Annotated in this window: 20 protein-coding genes; 2 read left to right on the top strand and 18 right to left on the bottom strand. The window is 62.6% G+C overall.

The window, feature by feature from the left end; genetic code table 11:
* The first annotated feature begins 34 nt into the window (after positions 1 to 34).
* The gene (locus F4X08_06680; GenBank protein MYD25480.1) at positions 35 to 967 is read left to right on the top strand and encodes a DMT family transporter; all 933 of its coding nucleotides are present in this window, start codon (positions 35 to 37) and stop codon (positions 965 to 967) included.
* 137 nt (positions 968 to 1104) lie between these two features.
* Positions 1105 to 1617 (top strand): hypothetical protein, encoded by a 513-nt coding sequence (locus F4X08_06675; GenBank protein ID MYD25479.1) that lies wholly within the window; start codon positions 1105 to 1107, stop codon positions 1615 to 1617.
* 24 nt (positions 1618 to 1641) lie between these two features.
* On the opposite strand, the gene F4X08_06670 is transcribed toward F4X08_06675, so the two are convergent.
* The 18 genes from F4X08_06670 to F4X08_06585 all read right to left on the bottom strand — a co-directional run bounded on the left by F4X08_06670 (position 1642) and on the right by F4X08_06585 (position 24608).
* Positions 1642 to 2955, bottom strand: coding sequence for an amidohydrolase (locus F4X08_06670; GenBank protein ID MYD25478.1), 1314 nt, complete (start codon positions 2953 to 2955; stop codon positions 1642 to 1644).
* A 10-nt stretch (positions 2956 to 2965) separates the two neighbouring features.
* Positions 2966 to 4729, bottom strand: a complete 1764-nt coding sequence (locus F4X08_06665; GenBank protein MYD25477.1) for a hypothetical protein — start codon at positions 4727 to 4729, stop codon at positions 2966 to 2968.
* 80 nt (positions 4730 to 4809) lie between these two features.
* Positions 4810 to 5595 (bottom strand): acyl-ACP--UDP-N-acetylglucosamine O-acyltransferase, encoded by a 786-nt coding sequence (gene lpxA / locus F4X08_06660; protein ID MYD25476.1) that lies wholly within the window; start codon positions 5593 to 5595, stop codon positions 4810 to 4812.
* A gap of 23 nt (positions 5596 to 5618) precedes the next feature.
* Positions 5619 to 7175: a bifunctional UDP-3-O-[3-hydroxymyristoyl] N-acetylglucosamine deacetylase/3-hydroxyacyl-ACP dehydratase gene (locus tag F4X08_06655; protein MYD25475.1), complete on the bottom strand. Its 1557-nt coding sequence runs from the start codon at positions 7173 to 7175 to the stop codon at positions 5619 to 5621.
* Between the two features lie 6 nt (positions 7176 to 7181).
* On the bottom strand, positions 7182 to 8240 hold the full coding sequence (gene lpxD / locus F4X08_06650) for a UDP-3-O-(3-hydroxymyristoyl)glucosamine N-acyltransferase (protein MYD25474.1): 1059 nt from the start codon (positions 8238 to 8240) through the stop codon (positions 7182 to 7184).
* A 6-nt stretch (positions 8241 to 8246) separates the two neighbouring features.
* Positions 8247 to 8777 carry an OmpH family outer membrane protein gene (locus tag F4X08_06645; GenBank protein ID MYD25473.1) on the bottom strand — a complete coding sequence of 177 codons (531 nt, stop codon included), beginning with the start codon at positions 8775 to 8777 and terminating at the stop codon, positions 8247 to 8249.
* Between the two features lie 49 nt (positions 8778 to 8826).
* Positions 8827 to 11352 carry an outer membrane protein assembly factor BamA gene (bamA, locus tag F4X08_06640; protein MYD25472.1) on the bottom strand — a complete coding sequence of 842 codons (2526 nt, stop codon included), beginning with the start codon at positions 11350 to 11352 and terminating at the stop codon, positions 8827 to 8829.
* Between the two features lie 67 nt (positions 11353 to 11419).
* The gene (locus tag F4X08_06635; protein ID MYD25471.1) at positions 11420 to 13891 is read right to left on the bottom strand and encodes an ATP-dependent Clp protease ATP-binding subunit; all 2472 of its coding nucleotides are present in this window, start codon (positions 13889 to 13891) and stop codon (positions 11420 to 11422) included.
* A 66-nt stretch (positions 13892 to 13957) separates the two neighbouring features.
* Positions 13958 to 15037 (bottom strand): protein arginine kinase, encoded by a 1080-nt coding sequence (locus F4X08_06630; protein ID MYD25470.1) that lies wholly within the window; start codon positions 15035 to 15037, stop codon positions 13958 to 13960.
* Positions 15030 to 15353, bottom strand: a complete 324-nt coding sequence (locus F4X08_06625; GenBank protein MYD25469.1) for a hypothetical protein — start codon at positions 15351 to 15353, stop codon at positions 15030 to 15032. Before F4X08_06625 ends, F4X08_06630 begins: the two co-directional genes overlap by 8 nt.
* Before the next feature lie 99 nt (positions 15354 to 15452).
* Positions 15453 to 16172, bottom strand: coding sequence for an ABC transporter ATP-binding protein (locus tag F4X08_06620; GenBank protein ID MYD25468.1), 720 nt, complete (start codon positions 16170 to 16172; stop codon positions 15453 to 15455).
* A 43-nt stretch (positions 16173 to 16215) separates the two neighbouring features.
* Positions 16216 to 17670: an FtsX-like permease family protein gene (locus F4X08_06615; GenBank protein ID MYD25467.1), complete on the bottom strand. Its 1455-nt coding sequence runs from the start codon at positions 17668 to 17670 to the stop codon at positions 16216 to 16218.
* Positions 17541 to 19040, bottom strand: a complete 1500-nt coding sequence (gene lysS, locus F4X08_06610; protein ID MYD25466.1) for a lysine--tRNA ligase — start codon at positions 19038 to 19040, stop codon at positions 17541 to 17543. The genes F4X08_06615 and lysS overlap by 130 nt, the downstream gene beginning before the upstream one ends.
* Before the next feature lie 273 nt (positions 19041 to 19313).
* Entirely contained in the window at positions 19314 to 20351 is a 1038-nt protein-coding gene (locus F4X08_06605) for a peptide chain release factor 2 (protein MYD25465.1), read from the bottom strand.
* A 98-nt stretch (positions 20352 to 20449) separates the two neighbouring features.
* A complete protein-coding gene (locus tag F4X08_06600; protein ID MYD25464.1) occupies positions 20450 to 21493 on the bottom strand; it encodes a Gfo/Idh/MocA family oxidoreductase in 1044 nt (347 codons plus the stop codon).
* Between the two features lie 117 nt (positions 21494 to 21610).
* Complete coding sequence (locus F4X08_06595) at positions 21611 to 22309, bottom strand: JAB domain-containing protein (protein MYD25463.1); 699 nt, start codon at positions 22307 to 22309, stop codon at positions 21611 to 21613.
* 80 nt (positions 22310 to 22389) lie between these two features.
* Complete coding sequence (locus F4X08_06590) at positions 22390 to 23274, bottom strand: slipin family protein (GenBank protein MYD25462.1); 885 nt, start codon at positions 23272 to 23274, stop codon at positions 22390 to 22392.
* 14 nt (positions 23275 to 23288) lie between these two features.
* Positions 23289 to 24608 (bottom strand): nodulation protein NfeD, encoded by a 1320-nt coding sequence (locus F4X08_06585; protein ID MYD25461.1) that lies wholly within the window; start codon positions 24606 to 24608, stop codon positions 23289 to 23291.
* Position 24609: the final 1 nt, after the last annotated feature.

Here is a 24609-nt window from a genome sequence, read left to right as displayed (position 1 = left end):
GTCCTCCCGTAACGGTCTCTCCCGCGGGGAAGGCATGAACCGGCACGTCACCAGCGGCCGTTGGGGCCTGGGACTGGTCCTTAGCCTGTTCACGATCTTCGTATGGGGCGGCCTGCCCATTGTCCTGAAAATCATGCTGATCAGCCTGGACGCCTTCACGATGACGTGGTACCGGTTCGTCGTCGCGGCCGCGCTGATGGCGTTGATCGTATACCGGCAGGGTCATTTCACCCTGGTCCGTCGACTCAAGGGCGGTTACGCACTCGTCTTCCTCGCGGCGGTGCTCGGGTTCAGCTGCGCGTACGTGTTCTATCCCCAAAGTTTGCAGTATATCTCGCCCAGCGCCGCCCAGGTGGTCAACCAGATTTCGCTGCTGTTTCTGCTGTTGGGCGCCATGCTGCTCTTTCATGAACGGATGACCCTGATCCAGGTACTGGGTCTCCTGCTGCTCACCGGCGGGATCGTGCTGTTCTTCAACGAGGAACTGGCGGAACTCCTGTCCGGTGACAGCGCGATGATTCCGGGCATTATGTGGGTGACTGTCGCCGCGCTGGCACTGTCTACCTATACCCTCACCCAGAAGCAGTTGCTCCAGATCCTGCCCACGTCCGTCATCCTGTTCCTGATCTACCTGGCCGGTTCGATACTGATCCTGCCCTTCGTTCGATTCGAATCGCTGCTGGTGCAGGACACCCGGCAGATGATCCTGCTCAACGCTTCGGCGGTGATCTCGCTCGTCGCCTTCGTTACGCTGGTGGAATCTCTGAAACATCTCGAAGTGTTCCGGGTCAGCATGGTCCTGGCGGCCGTGCCCCTGGTCACGGTCGTGGACATGATGATCCTTGCGCCGCTCCTTCCCGGCCTGCTGCAGCCGGAGCACCTGAATCTGCTGAGCATATCCGGCGCCGTGCTGGTCGTCATCGGGTCCATACTCGGCAACCTTCGGCGGTCTGTGAAGTCCGGGTAACCGGTTGTCGCGCGGTTCCGCCGAGGACGAACAGGCCGGAAAGCCCCGGTAGCTTCGCCGTGACCGTGCCGGCCGGACCACCCCGCCGCGACCGTGCCGGCCGGCGTCATCGATTTACGCAGAAAGGAACCGATACCATGAAGCCCCTCGTGGTCATGGGTTTACGGACGCTGGCGCACCTGGACGCGAAAGAAACCATGTACGAACAGATCGACCGGGACGAGATCCAAGCGTCGGGACGATTCCCGGTGGAACATCTCAAGGTCATCGCCGGCGGATTTGCGCTCGGGATCCTGTCCAGCCACAGCGTGACGCGGATCGAGCGCGTGGTCGGTCACCTGGGATGGTCCCGCCTGTTTCCGACGGAACATCTGATCTCATCGGATCCACTGGACCGGAAGGACGCGACAAACTGGATAGGATGGCGGCGGGAATACGAAGCGCGGGGGCTTGCGCTGCACACGGTGGTCGATATCGGCGAGGTGCTCGTGCACAACCTCGCCGGTTCGACCGCCTTCGGGGAGGTGGACAAGTATTATGTCACCGGGGACGCGGGCATGCGTATCGAGGGAGCGACGCGCATCACAGGCCTGGACCAGACACGGGCTTACCGCCAGGCTGTCCGGGGTCCGCGGAATATGGGTCGTTAAGACTCACATACCCCCGTCGCGCGGCTACCGATCGGACCGCGGCGCCCGGGCGTTCAGGAACTCCAGCACCAGGTGGGTCATCACCCGCATGCCCACCCCCACGGATTCACTGTCCGCCGTCATGGTCGGGGTGTGCAGGCCGCCTGAAGGCTGTCCGGGCCGGGTGGTACCGAGCCGGTAGAAGAATCCGGGAATCTCGTTGGCGAAATAGGCGAAGTCCTCGCCGCCCATGGTCGGGGGCAGTTCGAGCACCTGCTCGACGCCGGGCGCACCCGTCAGGTAACCGGCCATTTCCCGGGACAGCGCGGGGTCATTGATCACGGAAGGGGTGCCGCGGTCGTAGTTCAGTACGAAGGAACCGCCATAGGCCCCGGTTATGCCCTCCAGGATGGAGTTCATCCGACGCTCCACCGTGTCCCTGACCTCGGGGTTATAGGTGCGCACCGTCCCTTCGAGATGGACTTCCCGGGGGATGATGTTGAAGCGTTCGCCACCGCGGAAGATACCCACCGTGACCACGCTGGGCTCGAGGGGCGACAGGGTGCGGGACCGGATCGTCTGCAGGGCGAACACGATCTCGGAAGCCATGACGACCGGGTCGATGCCCTCTTCGGGACGGGCGCCGTGGGCCTGCTTGCCCCGGACTTTGATGGTGAAGTGGTCCACGGCGGCAAAAGCCGGCCCGATGGTGTATCCGACGGTGCCCACGTCGAGGGAGGGCAGCGCGTGGAGACCAAAAATCGCCTCGGGCGCGGGGTCTTCGAGGACTCTCTCCCTCACCATAAGGTCCGCGCCGCCCTCTTCACCGGGCGGCGCTCCTTCTTCCGCCGGCTGGAAGATGAACTTGACGGTGCCGGGCAGGTCGTCTTTCATTTCGGCCAGCACGGAAGCGACGCCCAGTTGTACGGCGGTGTGCACGTCATGGCCGCAGGCGTGCATGACGCCCACTTCCTGGCCGAGGTAGGTCGTCCGTACGGTCGACCGGAAAGGCAATACCGTCTCCTCCGTCACGGGCAGCGCATCCATGTCCGCCCGGATGGCCACTACCGGACCCGGTCGGCCGCCTTTAAGTACGCCTACCACGCCCGTGTGGGCGACGCCAGTCCGGATCTCGATACCGAGCGCGGTGAGATGATCCGCCACCAGCGCCGCCGTCTTGAACTCCCGGTTGCTCAGTTCCGGGTTCCGGTGGATGTGCTCCCGCATGCGGATGGCGTCAGCACGGTACTTCGCCACCAGGGCGGCCACATTTTTCTGCTGGGCGGCCGCGGGCAGCGGCATGTTCGTGATAAACAACATGCCCAGGATGAGCAGCGCCCATGTCTGTCTTCTCTGCATATGGTCTGTTCTACCTCTCCCAGGGGAAGTCGAAGGACGGCCGGTTGGCGTAACGGTCCATGGCCACGCGCAGCCGGCTGCCGCATCCCGGCTCGAGCGTCACCGTAAAGCTACTGCCGTCGATCGGGGTTGTCCCGCTTCCGCCATCCACTTCCAGGATCTGATGTTCCCCGTATGCGCCGCCCTGGACGGTCACCGAACGGGAGGAGACCTGGTTGGTATTGACCAGCGTGACCACCGCACTGTCATCGTGAAGCTCTTCCACGAGGGCGCCCACGTCTTCCGGCATTCCCGGACGGACGCGCGCCGGATCGAAATATCGGAACCGGCAGTGCAGGGGGTGGCCCAGGTGCCCGGTGGGCATGCCACCGAGCATGAGCCGGATCAGGGCGTCCACCGCCGCGGGATTCGTGCCGTTCATGTCGTCCGATAGACGCGTATCCGGCGTGGACAGGTCGTTCCGCATCCTTTCCATCTTCGAGCGAACGGTCGAGATGTCCTCCAGCAGCGCCTCTTCCGGATAGTCCGGGTTCTGCCCTTCCAGGAAGGCGATCCAGCCCTCCATGGGCACCCGTTCGAGATCGCGTCGGTCCATGGACCAGTAGTAGACCTGCTCCGCGCCCACGTCGAAGGGTTCGGGACGGTAGTCGTACCAGCCGTCATCGCCGTGCATGCGGGGATAGAGCGTCCGGCCGTTCTCGACCTTGCTGTTCGCGTTGACGCCGTCGATGACGCCGCGCCAGGTGTCGACGTACTTCTGATCGCCGGTCAGCAGCAGCCCGTTGCCGAAACTCCAGTGGGCCCGGATCAGGAAGTAGGGCCGGTGCGCTGTCTCGCCGGTCTGGGGCACGATCGTCGAGAATCCCCACCCGTACGCCCCGCCGTACCATCTTCCGCCGCACTCCCCGCCGATGCTCCCGTCCAGTCCGATGTTGGAGGGGATGATCCCGTTGTTCTTTTCGGTGCGCTCCACCCAGGCGTCGATGTAGTCCTTCGTCCAGTCATAGTACCTTTCATCGCCGTCGATCATGTAGGCGTTCAGGGTCATCGTGGTTACGCCCATATTCAGTGGATGATCGCCTGCCACATCGTTGTAGTCCTTGAAGTGGGCGACCATCTCCTCGTAGTTCCGTTCCCCGTGCCCCAGTCTGAAACGGCCCTCGACCTCGATGGAATCGCCGGCCCAGTCGAGCCCCGTGGCCTTGCGCAGCATGGACCCCCGGCTTCCGTTGAACATGCTCTTGATCACGTGGTGCTCGGGGATCCAGTTGTCGGCGATGGGATCGTCGCCCATGTAGAAGCCGCAGAAACGCCGGGTGCGGTCCACGAACTTCTTGTCGCGGGGGTCACACAGGCCTTCGAGGAAGAAGGCCGTGAATCCCTCCCCGTTGTGCATCCAGTCGAACATCGTGGGGAATTCCTTGAAGTACATGCCGTCCCGGGCGAATTCGACCTCGGTGGTCTTCGCCTCCGAGTACTGCAGCAGGTGGCCGTCCCACGCCTTCTTGTACAGGTCATATACCCGCTCCGAAGCGCCGATCGCGTAGAGTTCCGGCCAGTTCGCGAAGTTCTCCGCTGCGTCGTCCGGACCGTCGTCGCCGCCCCAGCGGGGCACGCACAGCAGGTACCCGCGTTCATCGAAGTATTGATTGTAAAACGCTTCCACGGACTCTTCCTGCTGTTTGATCAGGCTCAGTTCAAGCAAGGCCCAGGACGGAGGCGACATGGGCGAGGCAATACGCACGGTACGCCCACCGGTTGAGACGGCCGACATGGCAGTTCCTTTCTTTGACGATGGGTAGTGTGGATAGTGAAGGGGACCGCGGCAGCTTCTCTTCTGAAGAATCCACGCGATCAGGAAGTCAGGCCGCGGCCGTATCGCTTGCTCCGCCGGGCGCTTTCCTCTATAAACGCGAGCAGGTACTTGACTTCGTCGGTATGTTCCACTTCCGCCGTCACCGCTTTCACCGCCTGGGAGATATTGAGCGAGGACCGGTGGAGCAGGCGATAGACCTGCTTGAGCGTACGGATGGCTTCCTCGGAGAACCCGCAGCGCTTCAGGCCGATGGTGTTGAGTGAAACGGGCTTGAGCGGATCGTGGCCATACTTGAAGTACGGACAGATGTCCTTGGTCACCATGCCGCCCCCGCTGATAAAGGCGTTGCGGCCGATCCGGACGAACTGGTGGACGGCGACGAGCCCGCCGGTGATGGCGAAATCCTCTATTTCCACGTGGCCGCCCAGCTGCGTGCCGTTGGCGAGGATCACCCGGTTGCCGATCACGCAATCGTGGGCGACGTGCACATAGGCCATGACCAGGGTATCGCTTCCGATCACCGTCTTCCCCAGCGCGCTCGTCCCGCGATTCAGCGTGGTGAACTCCCGGATGGAAGTCCGGTCTCCGATCTCCAGGATGGACTGCTCGCCGATGAATTTCTGATCCTGGGGGATCGATCCCACGACGGCCCCGTGATAGACCTTGCATTCGGCGCCGATACGGGTATGGGCGCCGATCATCGCGCTGGATGCAATCTGGGTACCGGCCCCGATGGTCACGTTGGGTTCCACGATCGTGTACGGACCGATGCTGCATCCGGCGCCCAGCTCCGCGTCTGGATGCACGATGGCCGTGGGATGAATCTGGACTTCGGTGGTAATGTCCGTCACTGTGGGGCCTCCCGGTCCGCCCGGTCCGCCCGGTCCGCCTGGTCCGCCTGGTCCGCCTGGTCCGCCTGGTCTGCCTGGTCCGCCTGGTCCGCCTGGTCCGCACGGTCCGCCTGGTCCGCACGGTCTGTGAGCATGGCCATGAGGGTGGCTTCGGCGACCAGTTCATCGTTTACGTAAGCCTTGCCTTCCATCTTGCAGGCGTGCATGCGCATCCGGACCGTCTCCAACTCGAAGCGGAGCTGGTCGCCGGGTTTTACCAGTCTGCGGAAACGGGCATGGTCGATGCCCATGAAATAGGCCATCTTGCTTTTCGGCTCATCGATCGTGTTGAGCAGCAGCAGGCCGCCCGCCTGCGCCATGGCCTCGACGATCAAGACGCCCGGCATGACGGGATGGCCGGGGAAATGGCCCGCGAAGAAAGGTTCGTTGATGGTCACGTTCTTCAGCGCAGTCACCCGTTTCCCCGGTTCCATGTGAATCACCCGGTCGATGAGCAGAAAGGGATACCGGTGGGGGAGGATGCGCAGGATATCCTCGATGTCGAGGACCGATTCGGGTTCAGATGCAGGCGGAGCAGGCGCTGGCGGGGCAGACGCAGCCGGATCGGCATTCCCGGTTTCCGGCTTCTTCTTCACGCACGCGCCGCGGATCCTTCGCACGAGTTCCACGTTGGCGGCATGGGAGGACCGCGCGCCGAACACCTGCGCCCTGAGCGGCGCTCCGAGCAGGGCCAGGTCGCCGATCAGGTCTAGGGCCTTGTGCCGGCAGGGTTCGTTGTCGAACCGAAGCGGCTGGGTGCCCACGATTCCGTTCTCACCGATCACCACCCTGTCCTCCACGCCGAACAGATCCTTCAACTCGTCCAGTTCCTCGTCGGACAGGTCCATGTCCGCGATGACCACCGCGCTTTCCAGGCTGCCCCCCTTGATCAGTCCCCTTTCGCGCAGGGCCTTCACGTCACTCAGGAAGGTCCACGTCCGCGCCGGGGCGAACTCGGTGACGAACTCGTCTTCCAGGGAATAGAGCACGGTGTGCTGGCTGGCCAGGTTGGATTTCTGATAGTCGACCATGTAGGTGAGATGGAAATCGTCGGAGGGCATGACGACGAGTTCCTTAAGCAGGCCGTTCTCCCGCTCCGAATACAGCACGGGGTTGTCCAGTTCCAGGTATTCCCTGGGGGCGTCCTGTTCGACGATGCCCGCTTCAATCAACGCGTTCACGAAGGGAATGGCGCTGCCGTCGCAGATCGGCGGCTCGTCCCCGTCCAGTTCGATCCGGATATTGTCCAGGCCCAGGCCAGCAACGGCGGCCAGGACGTGCTCCACGGTGTGGATCCGGACGCCATCCCGCGCCAGGTTCGTCCCCCGGGTCGTATCGATCACATAGTCTATGTCCGCCGGGATTTCCAGCCTGTCGGGATGGTCGACGCGCACGAACCGGATCCCGTCGTTCACGGTACCGGGCTTGAACGTAATCGTCGCCCGTCCACCGGTATGCAGGCCGATGCCCTTGATGGACGCCGGGGATTTGATGGTACGCTGGCGATTGAACATGTGCCGCTACTCTCTTCCTTCGTTGGATGGCCCATCCTGTTCGCCGCTTTCGAGCGTCTTGATCCGTGCCTCCAGGGTCTGGACCTGGTGCAGCAGATCCGGCAGGCGCTTGATGGCCGCCTCGATTCTCCTGGCCTGGTTGTGCGGACGGGCGGGATATCCCGAAACAGTCGATCCGGCGGGAATGGACTTGGTCACGCCCGCCTGCCCGCCGATCCTGGAACCGGCGCCTACGTGGATGTGATCGGAGAGTCCGGCCTGCCCGCCGATGAGGGTCCCCGATTCAACCACCGTGCTCCCCGCGATGCCCACCTGGGCGCATATGGTGACGTGATCGCCGATTACGACGTTATGGCCGATCTGTACCAGGTTGTCGATCTTCGTGCCGCGGCCGATACGGGTCATGCCCATGGTTGCGCGATCGATTGTCGAATTTGCGCCGATCTCCACGTCGTCGCCGATCTCCACGCCGCCGACCTGCGGTATCTTCCTGGCCCCTCCGCTGCCCTGGAAATACCCGAAGCCATCGCTGCCGATCACAACGCCGCCGTGCACGATCACGCCTTCTCCCAGGGAAACCCGGTCGTAGAGCGTCGCGTTGGCGAAGATCCACGTGCCGGCGCCGACCCGGCAATGGGCGCCGATCGCCACGTTCGCGCCTATGCAAGCGCTCCGCCCCACCGTGGTGTGCGGGCCGATCGACACATGGGGGCCGATGGCCGCTTCGTCATCCACTTCCGCGGCAGGATCGATCCTGGCCGTCGGATGGATCCCGCTATCGGCGGGACGGTGTCCGGCGAAATAGGTCGTCAGCAGGGTGACGAGGGCGAGCTCGGGAGAAGCCACGCGGATGATGGGGACCGGAGCGTGATCGATTTCCCGGGAGACAATGACCGCCGCGGCCTCCGTCGACTCCAGGCGCCGGCTATGCCGGGCGTTGATCAGAACGGAGATCGACCCCTTGCCGGCCTCGTCCAGCGGCGCTACGCTCTCGATGATGCACGAACCGTCACCGACGAGTTCGCCCTGTACCTGCGTCGCGATATCTGCCAGCTTCTGTCGCATGGGTGGCTAGTTGGCTTCCTTCTGCAGTTCCTCCAGGACCTGCCCCGTGAGGTCCTGCGCTCTCAAGGGATCCACGTATATGAGCGACCCGGCATCGAAGACATAGGTGTAGTTCTCCGCCTTGGCCAGGGTCTGCACCACGTTGAAAATGGATTCCTGCAACGGCCGGGTCAATTCCACTTCCTGTTGCGCCAGCTGCATCTGCTGGGACTGGGCGAACTGTATGAGCTCCTGTTCCTTCTGCATGATATTCTGCTCGTCCTGCTGCCGCCTGGCCGCGGTCAACATGGTCTTGCGGGCTTCATACTGCTGCTTCAGCATCTCGACTTCCTGCTGCCTGCTCTGGACCTGTTCCTGCATGGCCGTCACCTGCGTCTGGAAGGCCTCCTCGGCATCCCTGAACCCCTGGTAGGACTGGCGCAGGCGTTCCATGTCGAGATAGCCGATTTTGAGTTCCTGCCCCTGGGTCACGACCGGCAGCAATATGACGGCGGCGAGCACGGCCGCAATGCGAATCATCCCTCTCCCTGAAACCATTTATTTCCTCCTCGAATGCCGGATCGCTCCGGTAACCTGGACCAGCTTGTCAGAACATCTGTCCGAGCTGAAAGTGCGTATGCCAGCCGCTTCGCTTTTTCTGGAGGGCCTGGATCGGATCCGAGGGCTGGTCGAATCCGTATCCTACGTCGAAGCCCAACAGCCCCACCAGGGGCATGATCACCCGGATGCCTGCGCCCACGGATTTTTTCATGTTGCCCGGCAGCGGCGTGGCGTCCCCGAGCTTCGCCCAGGCGTTGCCGGCCTCGACAAACGCCACGGCGTAGACCGGCTGCTGAGAGCTGAGCTGGTCGATGATCGGGACCTGGTACTCCAGGGTGATGATGCTCATCGCCCGCCCTCCGTCCCGGCTGCTGGTCCCGTCACCCAGATCGGTATAGGGGCCGACGGAGTTGTTGCCGTACCCCCGGATCAGGCCGTCGAAACTGACCCCCCCAGGAAAGAACCGTTCGAAAAACGGGACCTCCCGGTCGTTGAAGGGGTTTGCGGCCAAGGAGTACCTTCCCCTGAGGGAAATGGACGTGCCCTTGAACAGGGGAACATAGAAATCGGATTCCAGGGTCTGCTTGAGGAACTTCACGTCACCCCCGACGCCGGCAACGGCACTGCGGGACGTATGGCGCATGCCGCGCGTGGCGAACTGGGGGAAATCGCGGCTGTCGCGCGTCACGGAGAAGGAGACCTGGCTGGTCAGGCCGCTATTGGATTCGTAGGATTCTCTTCTACGGATATTCTCGTTAATGGCCGAGATCTGTACATCCGTTAGTGTAGTATCTCCCAGCGCCGCCGCGTAGTAACGCTCGCCGAAACCGGAGTAACTCTGGTCGTAAAACCGATAAGCCCCGTTGATGCGCCAGTACGTGCCGCGGAAGCGCCGCCCCAGGGACAGCCCGAAGCCCTTCTGTATGACATTGAATTCCCGGTACCATCGCCGGTTCGTACGGTAGATGTCGATGCCGGCGCTGGTCGGCGTATCGAAGAGCCAGGGCTCGACGAAACTCGTTGAAATGGAATTGCGCCGGGCGCCGAATTCCCAGTTGAAATTCACGTTCTGTCCGTTGCCCAGGAAATTCGGGATGATCATGGATATGGTGCCCACGAGCCCGTCGAGCCCGCTGTAACCGGCGCCGGCATTCGCCGTGCCCGTCGGTTTCTCCAGGACGGTGAAGGTGATGTCCACGTCTCCGTTGGGACGGGGTTGCAGGCCGGGCTGCACGTCCTGGAAGTAATTCAGCTGGAAAACGTCCCGCTGGCTTCTCATCAGCACCGAGCGGCGAAAGAACTGTCCCGGCTTGATCAGCAGCTCGCGCCGTATGACCTTGTCCTTCGTCTTGGTATTGCCGACGATGTTGATCCGGTGAACCTTCGCGGGTTCACCCTCGTTGACCGCGAAATGCAGATCGATGGTGGAGTCGTTGGCCGCCGATTCCCGGGCGATGGGCGTGGCGTACAGATAACCCAGTTCGCCATACGCTTCGTAGATGGTCGACACGCTTTCCTGGTATTCTTCTTCGTTGAAGGGCTGGCCCGCGTCGATCTTGATGAGACTGGACAGTTGATCGCCGGTGAACTTCGTGTTCCCCTCGAAGGCGACGTCCCCGAGGTAGTACCGCCTTCCCTCGTTGACATCGACCTTGATGTACATCCGCTTCCTGTCCTCGCTGAACCAGAGCGTGTCGCTCACGACTTCCGCGTCCCGGAATCCATGCTTGCGGTATTCCTGGACGATTTTCTCGAACTGGTCCAGCAGGCGTTCCCGGCGCAGGTCGCCCTCTTTCCAGAAATGTTCTTCTTCCGTTTCCGCTTTCTTTCGAAAGGCTTTCTGCAACTCCTTTTCCGGTACGGACACGTTGTTTTCGATAAAGATCTCGCCCAGCCCCACCTTCTCGCCTTCATCGATTTCGATCCGCATGATCGCGTTGTTTCTTTCCACGAGGACGCGGTCATTCAGCGTGGCGAGCAGGTACCCCTTTTCGTAATAGGCGCTGGTGATGTTGTCCAGGACACTCTTCCTGCGGAAGGGAGACAGGGCCTGGCCCTGGAAAATACCCGAAATGCGTTCAAGTTCGTCGTCCTTGATCTTATCGTTTCCCTCGAACTCCAGGCGGTCCAGCAACGGGTATTCCTTGACGTTTACGGTCACGATCAGACCCGTCGCGCCTCCACTGACGTAGATGCGTATGTCCTCGAACAGTCCCAGCCGGTACAGTTGCTTGATCGTGGTGGCGCCGTCCCGGGGATTGTACGGGTTACCCGCTTTCAGCGCGGTCATCGACCGTATGAGGGGTTCATCCACGTTGGCGTGCCCCTCGATACGCACGTCGGCGATCAAAGACTGCTGCTGTTGTCCGAAGACTTTCTGGGGACTCACGGATGCGGAGGCAAGAATCCCGCCCGTAAGGATCAGTACAAGGAAGGGTTTGAAGTACATGGATGACTTTGAAGACACTAAGGCAACTTTCCCGTCCATGCGGGTAATCGATCGGCAGAAGCCGGCTATCGACATGAACACGGCGCAAGCGAACCGGCTGTCGATTCTACGCGCATCCCACATCACGGGTTCCCGTCCGAGGGTTTCAACCGGACATACTCGGAAGGACTCGGCCCGCGGATCCGCGCTTTCAAGCTTCCGACTCGGTGAGGACGGGCGCTTTGCCGGAATCAGCGGTCTCGGCCTTGTAGAACGTCAGGTTTTCGCCTTTCTTGCCGACCCTGATTTCATCGCCGTCGCCGAACGTTCCCTTCAGCAGCTCTTCCGCAAGCGGATCCTCGAGCATGCGCTGGATGGTCTGGTTCATGAACCGGGCGTTGTAGACCGGGTCATATCCCTTGTCGGACAACAGCTCCCGCGCACTCTGCGTCAATGAAATGCGGATGCCCCTTTCGCTCATCCTTTCGTTGATTTCCTTGAGCTGCAGATTGATGATCCGGGAGATATCGGACGGGTTCAACTGGCGGAAGACCACCGATTCGTCGAGCCGGTTCAGAAACTCCGGATTGAACAGTTTCTTCACCTCTTCCTTGACGGTGGCCTCCATCTTTTCGTAGTCGACGGTGGCGTCCTGCTGGAAGCCCAGGCCTCCGGCCTTGTTGATGTCCCGGGTGCCGAGATTGGAAGTCATGATGATGATGGTGTTGCGGAAATCCACCCGGCGGCCGTTGCTGTCGGTCAGTGTGCCCTCGTCCAGTATCTGCAGGAGGATATTGAATACGTCCGGATGGGCTTTCTCCACCTCGTCCAGCAGAATGACGGAATAGGGTTTGCGCCGTACCTTCTCCGACAGGTGCCCGCCTTCGTTGAATCCCACGTAGCCCGGCGGAGCGCCGATCAGACGGGACACGTTGAACTTCTCCATGTATTCGGACATGTCGATGAAGATCAGGGCGTCGCTGTCCTGGAAGAGGAAGGAGGCCAGGATCTTGGCCAGTTCCGTCTTGCCCACGCCGGTCGGGCCGAGGAAGAGAAACGATCCGATGGGCCGGTTGGGGTTCTTCAGCCCGGAGCGCGAACGCCGGATGGCCTTGCTCAGCACCTGGATGGCCATGTCCTGGCCGATGATCCGTTTCTTCAGTTCGTCCTCCATGCGCAGCAGGCTCCTCGATTCCTGTTCCTCGAGCCGGAACATGGGAATGCCCGTCATGCTGGAGATGATCTGCGCCATGTCGTTCTCGGAGACGGTCACCACCTGGTCGGATACCCGTTCGCGCCAGGCCATGAACGCCTCGTCGTACTCGCGCTGCAACTCCTCCTGGCGGTCCCGCAGCGCGGCCGCGCGTTCGAACTCCTGCTGCTGGGCGGCCTCCACTTTCTTTTCCTGAATGGCCTGGAGCTGTTCCTCGATCTCCCGGATTTCCTCGGGGACCGTCATCTTGGACAGCTGCGCCTTGGACCCGGCCTCGTCGATGATGTCGATGGCCTTGTCCGGGAGGAAGCGGTCCTTGATGTACCGGTCGGACTGTTTTACGGCGAACTCGAGGGCGTCGTCCGTATACTTGACGTGATGGTATTCCTCGAACCGGCTGCGCAGCCCTTTGAGCATGTCGATGGTTTCCTCGATGCTCGGCTGGTCCACGATCACCTTCTGGAACCGGCGTTCGAGCGCGCCGTCCTTTTCGATGTGCTTGCGGTACTCGTCCAGCGTCGTGGCGCCGATGCACTGCAGTTCGCCCCGGGCGAGGGCCGGCTTGAAGATGTTGGACGCGTCGAGACTGCCTTCGGCGCCGCCCGCCCCCACGATCGAATGGAGTTCGTCGATGAAGATGATCACCTCGTCCGACTTGGTGATCTCGGCCATGATGGATTTCAGCCGGTCCTCGAACTGTCCCCGGTACTTGGTCCCGGCCACGATCGAGGCCATGTCCAGCGTCACGACGCGCTTGTTCTCCAGGATCTGGGGGACGCTGCGCTGCACGATGCGCTGCGCAAGCCCTTCGGCGATGGCGGTCTTGCCCACGCCGGGCTCGCCGATCAGCGCCGGGTTGTTCTTCTTGCGCCGGCTGAGGACCTGGGTGACCCGTTCGATTTCCTTGTCGCGGCCGATGACCGGATCGAGTTTGCCGCCGCGCGCCATTTCGGTGAGATCGCGGCCGAAATGATCCAGAAAGGGCGTTCGGCTGCGCTGGGCGTCCTTCTTGGTCACCGAACGGTCGCTCTGGATGTTCTGGATCTCTTCCTTGATCTTCTCGAACGTCACGTCGTAGGTCGAAAGGATCTGGGAGGCGATCCCCTGCTTGTCCCGGACCAGCGCGAGCAGCAGGTGTTCGGTCCCCACGTACTTCGATTTCATGTTGTTGGCTTCGTGCGCGGCGATCTCCAGGGCCTGTTTCGCCCTCGGCGTAAAGGGAACCTGGCCGATCGTGAGCGCGCTCGACTGGGATACCGTAGCCTCCTCGATGGATTGCCGGAGGTCTTCGAGATCGATGCCCATATTGCGCAGCATGGCGGCCGCGGTCCCTTCCCCATCCCGGATGAAGGCCAGCAGCAGGTGCTCCGTGGCGATGTAGTCATGCTGCAGTCGGGCGGCTTCTTCCCGGGCGATGTGCATCACCCGTTTGAACCGTTCCGTAAACTTGTTGTTGTTTCCCTGGGGCATCTTGAGCATCCCTCCCTTCATGGTCCGGGGTCGTAACCCCCGGCCGGAGTGTGTTCGCCGTCTTTCTCAGAACCTCAGGTGTTCCCTGACCAGCTCCGCGCGTCGCTCATCCTGTTCCTCCGCCGTCATTTCCCGGCCCGAGGCCATCCGGATGTGCGCGGGCTGTATCGCGATCATCAACTGGTTGAACGCACTGGTCTCCATGCCCTTGCAGATCCGCATAAACGCGCCCATCCTGAGCATGGACAGGGCATCCAGCGCTTCCATCTCGCCGAGCAGCCGGGCATGCTTCAACAGGCCGTACGCCCGGGCCACCCTGTCTTCCGTCTGGCGTTTCGCCCTGCTTGCCAGGGCGTCGCAGGCCCGTTCCTCGAAGGCGGCCAACCGGCGCGTGACGCGGTCGAGCCGGTCTACGATCTCCTCCTCGGCGTGTCCCAGGGTGCACTGGTTGGACACCTGGTACATGTTGCCCGATCGCCCGGTGCCTTCGCCGTGCAGTCCCCGCACCGTGAACCCGATCTCCTCCATGGCGCATCCCAGGGAGGCCATCTGGTCCGCCAGGGTCAAACCCGGCAGGTGCATCAACACCGACAGCCGCATTCCGGTGCCCGTGTTGCTGGGACAGGACGTTAAATAACCAAACTCATCTGAGAAGGCAAAATCAAGTGTTTTGCTCAGTTCGGTATCGATTTTGTCCGCTTCCTGCCAGGCGGCGCGCACCTGCAGGCCGCCCTTGATGGTCTGCAGGCGCAGGTGGTCTTCCTCGTTCACCATGAGGCTGAAGGTTTCTCCGGGGCCGATGAACACGCCCGCAGGCCGCGTCCCGTCCGCCAGGGAAGGGCTGATCAACCGTCTTTCCACCAGCACCCCGCGGTCCAGTTCCGACGTGTCCAGCAACGACAGGTACACCGACCGCGCCACGTTTTCGCTGCGCTGGACGGCGTTTTCCACCTGTTCGATCACGCGGAACCGCTCGTTCTTGATCGAACGGTGCACGAAGGGCAGGGTGGTCAGGTTCCGAGCAAGACGTGCCCGGCTGCTGATCACCAGGTCCGCCGTATCGCCTTCGGGCACGCACCATTGCGGCACGTCGACCAACAGTTCCGTGTACAGGTTTTCCATTGCGTTGTCCATGGGCCTATCCATGGGCTACCTGGTGCAGGTCCGAGCCGCGCTCGAGTTCCTTGATGCGGTCCCGCAGGTCCGCCGCCTGTTCGTAGGCTTCACGGCCGACGGCCTTCTTCAGGGCCCGCCTGAGGTCGATCAGTTCGCGCCGCATCTTCTGCCGCGACGGATCGGACACGGGGACCTTGCCCCGATGGAACTCATTGCCGTGAATCTGCTTGAAGAGCGGGACCAGCGTCTCCTTGAAGGCGCGGTAGCATGCGGCGCATCCCAACTGTCCCGAATCGCCGAACTCCGCCGCGGACAAGCCGCACTGTGTACATGAAGTCGTTTTCATCACCGATCCAACCCCTGGTCGCCGTTCCGGGCCTGGTCGCCAACCTGAACATGGACGCCACCCCGGGATCCGGACACCGACCTGGACCTGGAAGCCACCCTAGGCCGCCACAGCGTTCAATAGTCCGTCTTCCAGCCTGAATGCGCGGTCCGCACGGCGGCCCAGGTCTTCGTCATGGGTTACGACGACGAAGGCCTGTCCGTGCCTGCGGGACATATCCCACATCAGGTCCAGCAGTGCTTCTCCGTTCCCGCGGTCCAGGTTGCCGGACGGCTCGTCCGCCAGCACGATATGGGGCCGGCCCACCAGGGCCCGGGCCACGGCGACCCGCTGCTGTTCTCCGCCGGACAGCGCGACCGGCTTGTGGTCGAGACGCGCCGCCAGTCCCACCTCCGCGAGCAGGCTTCCGGCCCGGTCGCGGGCCGTGTCCCAGTCGCATCTTCCCACCAGCAACGGCATCATCACGTTTTCCAGCGCCGAGAACTCGGGGAGCAGGTGATGGGCCTGGAAGACGAAGCCCACGGTCCGGTTCCGGAACTCGGCCAGCCGGTCGTCCGGCAGGTCGAAGGCGTTCGTTTCGCCGATGAAGACCTGGCCGGAAGTGGGCCGGTCCAGCGTCCCCAGGATATGCAGCAGGGTGCTTTTGCCCGCGCCCGACGCGCCGTGGATCGCCACGATCTGCCCGCGGCGGATATCGATGTCGATGCCCTTCAGGATCTCGAGCCGGCCGTTGCCTGAGAGGAAGTCCCTGGTCAGGCTCCTCGCGCTCAGCACTTCATCGGTCCGGCTGTCGTCCGCTGTGGGCGGTTCGTAGGCCATACCCTGGCTTCCAGTCCTCCTCCCGCGCCCCGCGGCGCGTTCGCTATTCGTGCCTGATCGCCTCGACCGGCACCAGGCCGGCGGCCTTCCGGGCCGGATAGACGGCGGCCATCACGCAGATCAGCATGGATCCCAGGGCGACGCTGGCGAAATCCAGCGGGTCGACCCGTACGGGCAACGCGTCGATCAGATAGATGTCCGGCGGCAGCGCGATGAACTCGAAAGTCCGCTGCGTCCAGCAAAGCACGTAGCCGATCACGCAACCGAGCAGGGTACCCAGGACGCCGACCACGGACCCCTGGATGATGAATACCCTGGTGATGCTGGCGGCGGTGGCGCCCATGGACTTCAGTATGCCGATGTCCCGCGTCTTCTCCAGCACGACCATGATCAGGGTGCTGGCGATGTTGAAAGCGGCCACCAGGATGATCAGATTGAGTATGGCGAAGGATCCCCATTTCTCAAGCGTCATCCATCGGAACAGGCCCTTGTGCCGCTGCATCCAGTCTACCGTAAAATACGCTACGGACGGGCTTGACGCAACAGGGGATTGAGTGGTCTCCTCCACGTAGCGGTTAAGTGCGGCCTCGATTTCTTCGGAGACACGACGCGCCTGGTCCCGGTCGGCAACCCGGACGGCGATGCCGTTAATGTCGCTTCCGAGTTTGAACAGTTTCTGGGACTCGTCCAGGGAGACGTAGGCGGAGGAGGCGTCGTACTCGTAGAACCCGGTTTCCGAAATGCCCGTGACCCTGTACGGCCGGATGTATGGCGTGAGCGCCGAGGTCAGGGAGAAGCCCTGGATGTTGCCCAGAGCCACCCTTTCGCCGACGACGATCCCCAGCTGATCCGCCAGGCCCCGGCCCAGTACGATCCCGGGCAGCGGTCGTCCTTCCGGATTGGCCGGATCGGGCGCGGCCGTCAGGTCCAGGGCGCCGAAGGCGATGTTTTCCTCGAGGTTCGTGGCCAGGCGGCCCGATGCGATGTCCAGCCCGTGCACGATGACGCCCGCCGCGGCATTTCGCGTCGTGGGCACCGGTGCGCAGACGGCCTTCTCCAGCACGTATGGCGCGGCCGAGACCACCTCGTCCACCGACAGGATGACGTCGATCAACGGATCGTATTCGGAAATCGAACCATCGCCAAGCAGCGAATACACGTTGATATGCGCGCGCTCCCCGATGATCCGTTCCCGGACTTCGCTTTCAAAACCGTTGAACAGCGAGAGGACGATGACGAGGGCGGCAACGCCCACCAGCACGCCGCCCACGGATATGTAGGTGATGAGGGAAACGAACCGGTTCTGCCGCTTGGAGCGCAGGTATCTCAGAGCGATGAACCATTCGTATGACCATCGTTTACGCAGCACTATTCGGCATCCTGTGCGCCGGGTTCGTCTTCGAAGGCTTCCCTGCGCAGATGGGGAAAGAGCAGTACGTCCTTGATGTTGGCCGAGTCGGTGACCAGCATGGCCAGCCGGTCGATGCCAATGCCGCATCCCCCGGTGGGCGGCATGCCGTATTCCATGGCGCGCAGGAAGTCTTCGTCCATGGCATGGGCTTCCCCGTCGCCTTTCCGCTGCATTTCCACCTGCTCCTCGAACCTGCGGCGCTGGTCCACCGGGTCGTTCAACTCGGTGAAGGCGTTGGCGAACTCGCTTCCGCAGATGAAGAGTTCGAACCGCTCGGTAAGGTCGGGATCGTCCCCGCGGCGCTTGGCCAGGGGGGAGATCTCCACAGGATAGTCCGTGATGAAGGTCGGATTCACGAGGCGGTCCTGCACGAAGTGCTCGAAGAGTCCGTCGATCATCCGGCCCCGGCCCAGCTCGGCGTCCACATCCAGTCCCCGTTCGCCGCAGACCGCGGCGAGTTCACCGGTCGTCAGGCCGGCGACGTCGATACCGCTGTACGTGCGGATGGCTTCCAGCATGGGAATCCTCGGCCAAGGCGGGGTTAGATCGATGGGCTGGTCCTGGTAGGTGTGCTCCAGCGTGCCGTTTACCTCCTCGAAGACCGCGACGAAGAGGCGCTCTACCAGGTCCATGATGTACTGGTAATCGACATAGGCGATATAGAACTCCAGCATGGTGAACTCGGGATTGTGCGTGCGGTCGATCCCTTCGTTCCGAAAGTCGTGTCCGATTTCATACACACGCTCCATGCCGCCGACGATCAGCCGCTTGAGGTAGAGTTCATCGGCGATGCGCATGAACAGCGGCATGTCGAGGGCCTGGTGATGGGTCTTGAAGGGACGTGCAAGCGCGCCGCCGTACAGGGGCTGGAGGATCGGCGTTTCGACTTCGATGAAGCCCTCGCCGTCCATGAACCGCTGGATGGACCGGATGAGGCGCGAGCGCTTGAGGAAGACATCCTTGACCCCGGGATTGATGATCAGGTCGACGTAGCGCTGCCGGTACCTGGTCTCGATATCCCGGAGGCCGTGCCACTTCTCGGGCAAAGCGCGCAGCGACTTGGACAGCAGCGTCAGTTCGTCCGCCATGACGGTGGTTTCACCGGTCCGGGTGGTGAAGACGGCACCTTTCACGCCCAGGTAGTCCCCTACCTCGATCAACTGGTCGTAGACCTCGTAGGCGTCCGGTCCGACGCGATCGAGCCGGACGTAGATCTGGATCCGGCCGGTACGGTCGAGCAGGTGGGCGAAACCGGACTTGCCATGGCCCCGCTTGGACGTGATCCGGCCCGCTACCGCGACGGGCTCGGCGGATTCGATCAGTGATTCCGCCTGATCGAGAATGGACTGGGCGGGATGGGTTACGTCGTAGCGGACGGGGTACGGATCGATGCCGCGCGCGCGGATCTCTTCGAGTTTGCTGTACCGTTGACGGTTGAATTCGATCGGGCGGTTCACCCGTTTGCTCCGAAGAACTTCATGGTTGGTGGCGGACCCCGGTAGAGGCGCGCTGCGGATTGATCGATGCGCCGACCGGCCTGCCGGACGGGCACCGGAATATAGGCGCGACGGGCCGTCCTGTCAACGAAAAAGGACTTCCAGAATAGCGTGCGGCGGGGGTCCGTACGGCATGCGTGCGGGGGATGCGAGGCGGCGGTTGCGCGATGTGCGGTGGGGGTCCGTGCGGGGGACGCGCGGCGGCATGCGGGCGGGGGACGCGCGGCAGCGGTTTCAGTCGCTTTTCGCGGCGTCTCCACTGCGGAGGTAGGCCTCGATGAAGGCATCGATTCCGCCGTTCATCACGGACTGGATATTGCCGATTTCCGTTCCGGTCCGGTGGTCCTTTACCATGGTGTAGGGATGGAAGACGTAGGAACGGATCTGGCTGCCCCAGGCGATGTCCTTCTTGTCGCCTTCGAGACGTTCCCTTTTCTCCCGGATCTCATCCTGCCGTTGCTGGTAGAGGCGGGACATGAGCACCTTCATCGCGCTTTCCCGGTTGCGGTGCTGGGACCGCTCGGACTGGCACTGTACGACGATGCCGGAGGGCCGGTGGGTGATGCGCACGGCCGAGGAGGTCTTGTTCACGTGCTGGCCGCCGGCGCCGCTCGCCCGGTAGACGTCGATCTCCAGGTCCGTCTCATTTAAATCGATATCGCCCGGATCGTCAATTTCGGGCAGCACGGAAACCGAGGCGAAGGAGGTGTGCCGCCGGTGGTTCGAGTCGAAGGGGGAGATGCGCACGAGGCGGTGGACCCCGGCTTCCGCCTTGAGGTACCCATAGGCGTATTCGCCCGAGACTTCGATGGAAACGCTCTTGATGCCGGCTTCTTCGCCCGGCTGCAGGTCCAGGGTGTCGAAGGCGTAGTCCCGTGATTCCATCCAGCGCAGGTACATGCGCATGAGCATTTCCGCCCAGTCCTGGGACTCGGTACCGCCCGCCCCCGGGTGAATGGAGACGATGGCGTTCTTCGTGTCGTCGGGAGCCGACAGCATGCTCTGCAGCGTCGCCGTCTCAAGGAGGCCCTGCAGCGACCGGACCCCTTCTTCAATCTCGTCGAAAGCGTCCCGGTCGTCCTCCTCTACGGCCATTTCAAACAGGGTCTCGAGGTCCTCGGCCTGGCTGCCCATCTCGTTCCAGCCATCGATGATCTTCTTGTGATCGCTGATCTGACGGCTGATCGCCTGGGCCCTGGCCTGGTTGTTCCAGAAGTCCGGTTCGCCCGTGACGCCTTCGAGCCGAGCCGTCTCCGCCTGCCGGTTCTCTATGTCAAAGGCCCCTCCAGAGCCAGGACAATTGGTCGCGGCACGCTTCCAGCGCGTTCTTGATTTCGGAGGGTTCCATCATCTTGGGCATGTGCTCCTTTCTAGAACCGCCTGAACGCTTCTTCCAGCAGTTCCTGGTCGCGGATCGAGTCCGCCCCGGAGGAACGGACCGGGTCGCCGGACCGTATGCAGGCCAGGAAGTGGGCGTTCGCCCGGCGGAACGCCCAGTCTCTCGGCGCCTGCGGCTGGGAATGCTCCTGTACGTCACCGGCCCGGTAGACCGAGACCCCGGCCGGCACGTTCCTGAGCAGCGGGGGCGGCGTAAGGACCTCCACCCATCCGTCCTCGAAATACACCTTGACGCCCTCGTCCCAGAAGTTCGCCGACAGCCGGCCCAGTTCCAGCACCGCGTCGAAGCCGTCCATGGCGAAGACCATCAGTTTGGTCGGGCCGTCGAGGGCCGCGTATTTCAGTGCCCGGACCTCGCCCAGCAGGTGGCGCATCAGATTGATGTTGTGGCAATACAGGTTGTTTAAACTGTAGATCTCACGGACGCGTTCATCGTCCAGCCATTCCGGAGGCCGGGGTTCGATATCCGGGTAGGTCTCGTCCGTTCGGATCGGCGTCTCGGCGTTGCAGACCCAGTCTCCGGCGAAACAGTGGCCCTTCGCGTGGGTGATCGCTCCGAGTTCGCCGGATGAGGTCAGTTCTTCGATGACCGAGCGGGCCAGTTCGACGCCGGTATCGAACCGTTTCATGTACCCGACCATCAGCTGGCGTTCGTTGCCCTCGGCGGCCTCGACCATGCGGCGGGCATCGGACAGGTTGGTCGCCATGGGCTTCTCGAGATAGACGTGCTTGCCCGCGTTCAACGCGTCGATGGAAACGGGCGCGTGGGCGTCGTCCGAAGTGATCTGCACGATGGCGTCTATCGCGGGGTCGGCGCAGAGTTCCTCGTGGGATTCGCAGGTCCTCGCGACCCCGAAACGGTCGGCCACCAAACGCGCCAACCGGGGCCTGCGGTCAGCCAGGGCGACCACCTCGCAACTGTCCATCTCCGTGAAATTGGGCAGATGGACCAGTTGTCCCATGAATCCCGCGCCGACGAAGCCGATCCTGATCCGGTCGTTGTTCGAAGTTCCCACGCCATCCTCCGGTTGCCATGTGCACCAGGCTGACCAGGCTGACCAGGCTGACCTGGCTGACCTGGCTGACCTGGCTGACCAGACTGTCCAGACTGGCCAGGCCGACCAGACTGGCCGCTATATTAAACCTTTGCCGGCCAGGCTGGTAAAGGACTTTCGGCCGATGATGATGTGATCCAGCACCTTGATGTCGATCATCTGGCCCGCGTCGACGAGCTGGGCCGTGATCTTGAGGTCGTCCTGGCTCGGAGTGGGGTCGCCGCTGGGATGGTTGTGAACGAAGATCACCGAGGCGGCCGAATCGAGGATGGCGGGTTTGAACACCTCGCGGGGATGGACGATGCTGGCCGTAAGACTGCCCACCGATACGGTCACGCCGCGGATCAGGCAGTTGCGCGCGTCGAGCATCAGGACCATGAAGATCTCCTTGCGCAGGTCCCGAAGCCTCGGCATGAAGTAGCGGGCTACGTCCGTACTCGAAACGAAGGACTTCTGTTCCATGTCCTGCGCTTCGAGCCGGCGGCCGATTTCGATGGCGGAGGCGATCTGGGCGGCCTTGACGGGTCCCACACCCGACACCTGGCACAACTCGCTCAGTTCCCGGGTGGCGAGGTGGCGCAGGCCGCCGAAGTGCTGCAGGAGTTCCCGTGAGATTTCAATCACGTCCCTGCCGCCTGCGCCGTTTCCCGTGCGCAACAGCAGCGCGATCAGTTCCGTGTCCGACAGCGTGTGTATGCCGTACTTGAGCAGGCGCTCCCTGGGCTTCTCGTCCTCCGGCCAGTCCCTGATCGGCGTTACTCCCTGTAAATCGGTCATCGCATCGTCCTTTCTGCGGGTCATTGGAAACATTGCGTGTTGACCGATTTAGTCGGAATCCGATCAGGCGATCTCGTAAGCTATGAAGCCTCCTCGCCCGGACGCTCCGCTGCGCCCGAATTCGTCTCCGCCGCGCCCGAATTCGTCTCCGCCACGCCGGAACCCGGATTCGCCGGGCCGCCCGTGACCGCCGGTTTCATCGCGTCCACGAAAGGCTTGAAAAGGTCGATGGGGACGGGGAACAGCGTGGTGGAGTTGTTCTCCGCCGCCACGACCGACAGGGTCTGCAGGTAACGTAACTGAATGGCGACGGGATGGGTGCCCATGACGTGGGCGGCTTCGGAGAGTTTCTCCGCGGCCTGCTGCTCGCCCAGAGCGTTGATAACCTTGGCCCGGCGTTCCCGTTCCGCTTCCGCCTGCTTGGCCATGGCCCGCTGCATCTCCAGGGGCAGGTCGACATTCTTTATGACGACCATGGACACCTTGATGCCCCAGGGTTCGGTCTGCTGGTCCAGGAGGATTTGCAGATCCTCGTTGATCTTGTCCCGATTGGAAAGCAGGTCGTCCAGTTCCACCTGCCCGAGGACGCTCCGCAACGAGGTCTGGGCCAGCTGATGGGTCGCCTGCAGGAAATCCTCCACCTCGGTGATCGCCCGTTCGGGGTCGAGGACCCGGAAGTAGATCACCGCGTTGACCTTGATGGACACGTTGTCCCGGGTAATCACGTCCTGGGCCGGCACGTCCTTGGTCACGGTACGCAGGCTGACCTTCTCCATTTTATCGATGCCGGGGATCAGGATAATGATACCCGGTCCGTTCTTCCCGATGAGGGCCTTGGAAAGCCGGCCCAGCCGAAAAATCACACCCCGCTCGTATTCGCGGAGTATCTTGACCGCGTTGGTGAAGAGTATGATGAGGATCAGGATGATTACAATCGTCGATAGCTGAAATCCGTCAAAGAACATGGGCGTCCCCCTTGTTACGTTGCGTCCGTACCTGAGTCCTGGCTTTCCACCTTGAGTCGCAGGCCATTGACCTCCACTACCCGAATCGGCGTATCGGGCTCGATAGGCGCCTCGCTCGTGGCGAACCAATATTCGCCGTGGACGAATACTTTGCCGCTCCGGCTGTCCACGGCCGTGTGCGCGCGGCCCGTCTCGCCGATCAGTCCCTGGCTGCCCGTGGTCGTGCGCCGCTTCTGGGCCTTCAGCGCGTAACCCAAGGCGAAGAGCGTGAAGGCCGCGGTCGCGAGCACGGCCGGAATGATGGCATACAGGGAAATGCGGAGATAGGGATCGGGCGAATCGATGAGCATCATCGAACCGATCGTGAACGAAACGGCGCCGCCGAGGGTCAGCAGGCCCCCGCTGGCCACAAACAGTTCGGAGACGAACAGTCCCAATCCGAGCAGGAGCAGCAGAAGCCCCGCGTAGTTGATGGGCAGCGTCTGCAGGGCGAAAAGCCCGATGACAATGCACATGCCGCCCACGACACCGGGGAAGATGGCCCCGGGATTGATGAACTCGTAGATGAGCCCGTAGAACCCGAGCATCATCAGGAGATAGGCAATATTGGGATTGGAGAGCACGTTCAGTACCCGGTGATGCCAGCTCATTTCACGTATGCTCACCTCGGCGTCCTTCGTGCGCAATACCCGGCTGCCTTCGCGGACTTCGACCACGGTGCCGTCGATCCGTGTGAGCAGGGAGTCCAGCGTGGCGACGCTGAGGTCCACGACGTTCTGCTCCACGGCTTCCCGGTCGGTCAGGGCCTCGGCCTTCCGCACCGCCTGTTCCGCCCAGTCCGCGTTACGGCCGTGCTTCTCGGCGATGGACCGGATATAACTCACGGAGAAGTTCTCGACCTTCTCCTGCATGGTCGAGTCCGCGACCGCGCCGCCGATGCCCACGGGGCTGGCCGCGCCGATGCTCGTGCCCGGGGCCATGGCGGCGACGTGGGCGCTCATGGTGATGAACACGCCCGCGGACCCGGCGCCCGCGCCGCTGGGCGACACGTAGACCACGACGGGCACGTTGGACGCGAGCATGTCCTTTATCATCATCTGGGTGGACTGGAGCAGCCCGCCGGGGGTGTCGAGCAGAATCACCAGGCATTCCGACCGGTCGTCTTCCGCCCGTTCGATCGCGGCGGACACGTGTTGGACGCTGATCGGCCCGATCGGGCCGATCAGCCTGATGACGTCGACCCGGGATGCCGCGGCGTCCGCTCCCGGCCAGGCCAGCCCGCAGGCCAGTCCGCAGGCCAGCAGGAGGCGTTTGAGCGTTCTTATCGGGTTCATA

The organism is Gemmatimonadota bacterium, from assembly GCA_009841265.1.
Taxonomy (GTDB): Bacteria; JAAXHH01; JAAXHH01; order JAAXHH01; family JAAXHH01; genus JAAXHH01.
Note: the sequence above shows the minus strand (reverse complement) of the source record. Positions and strands in the feature narration are given on the sequence as shown.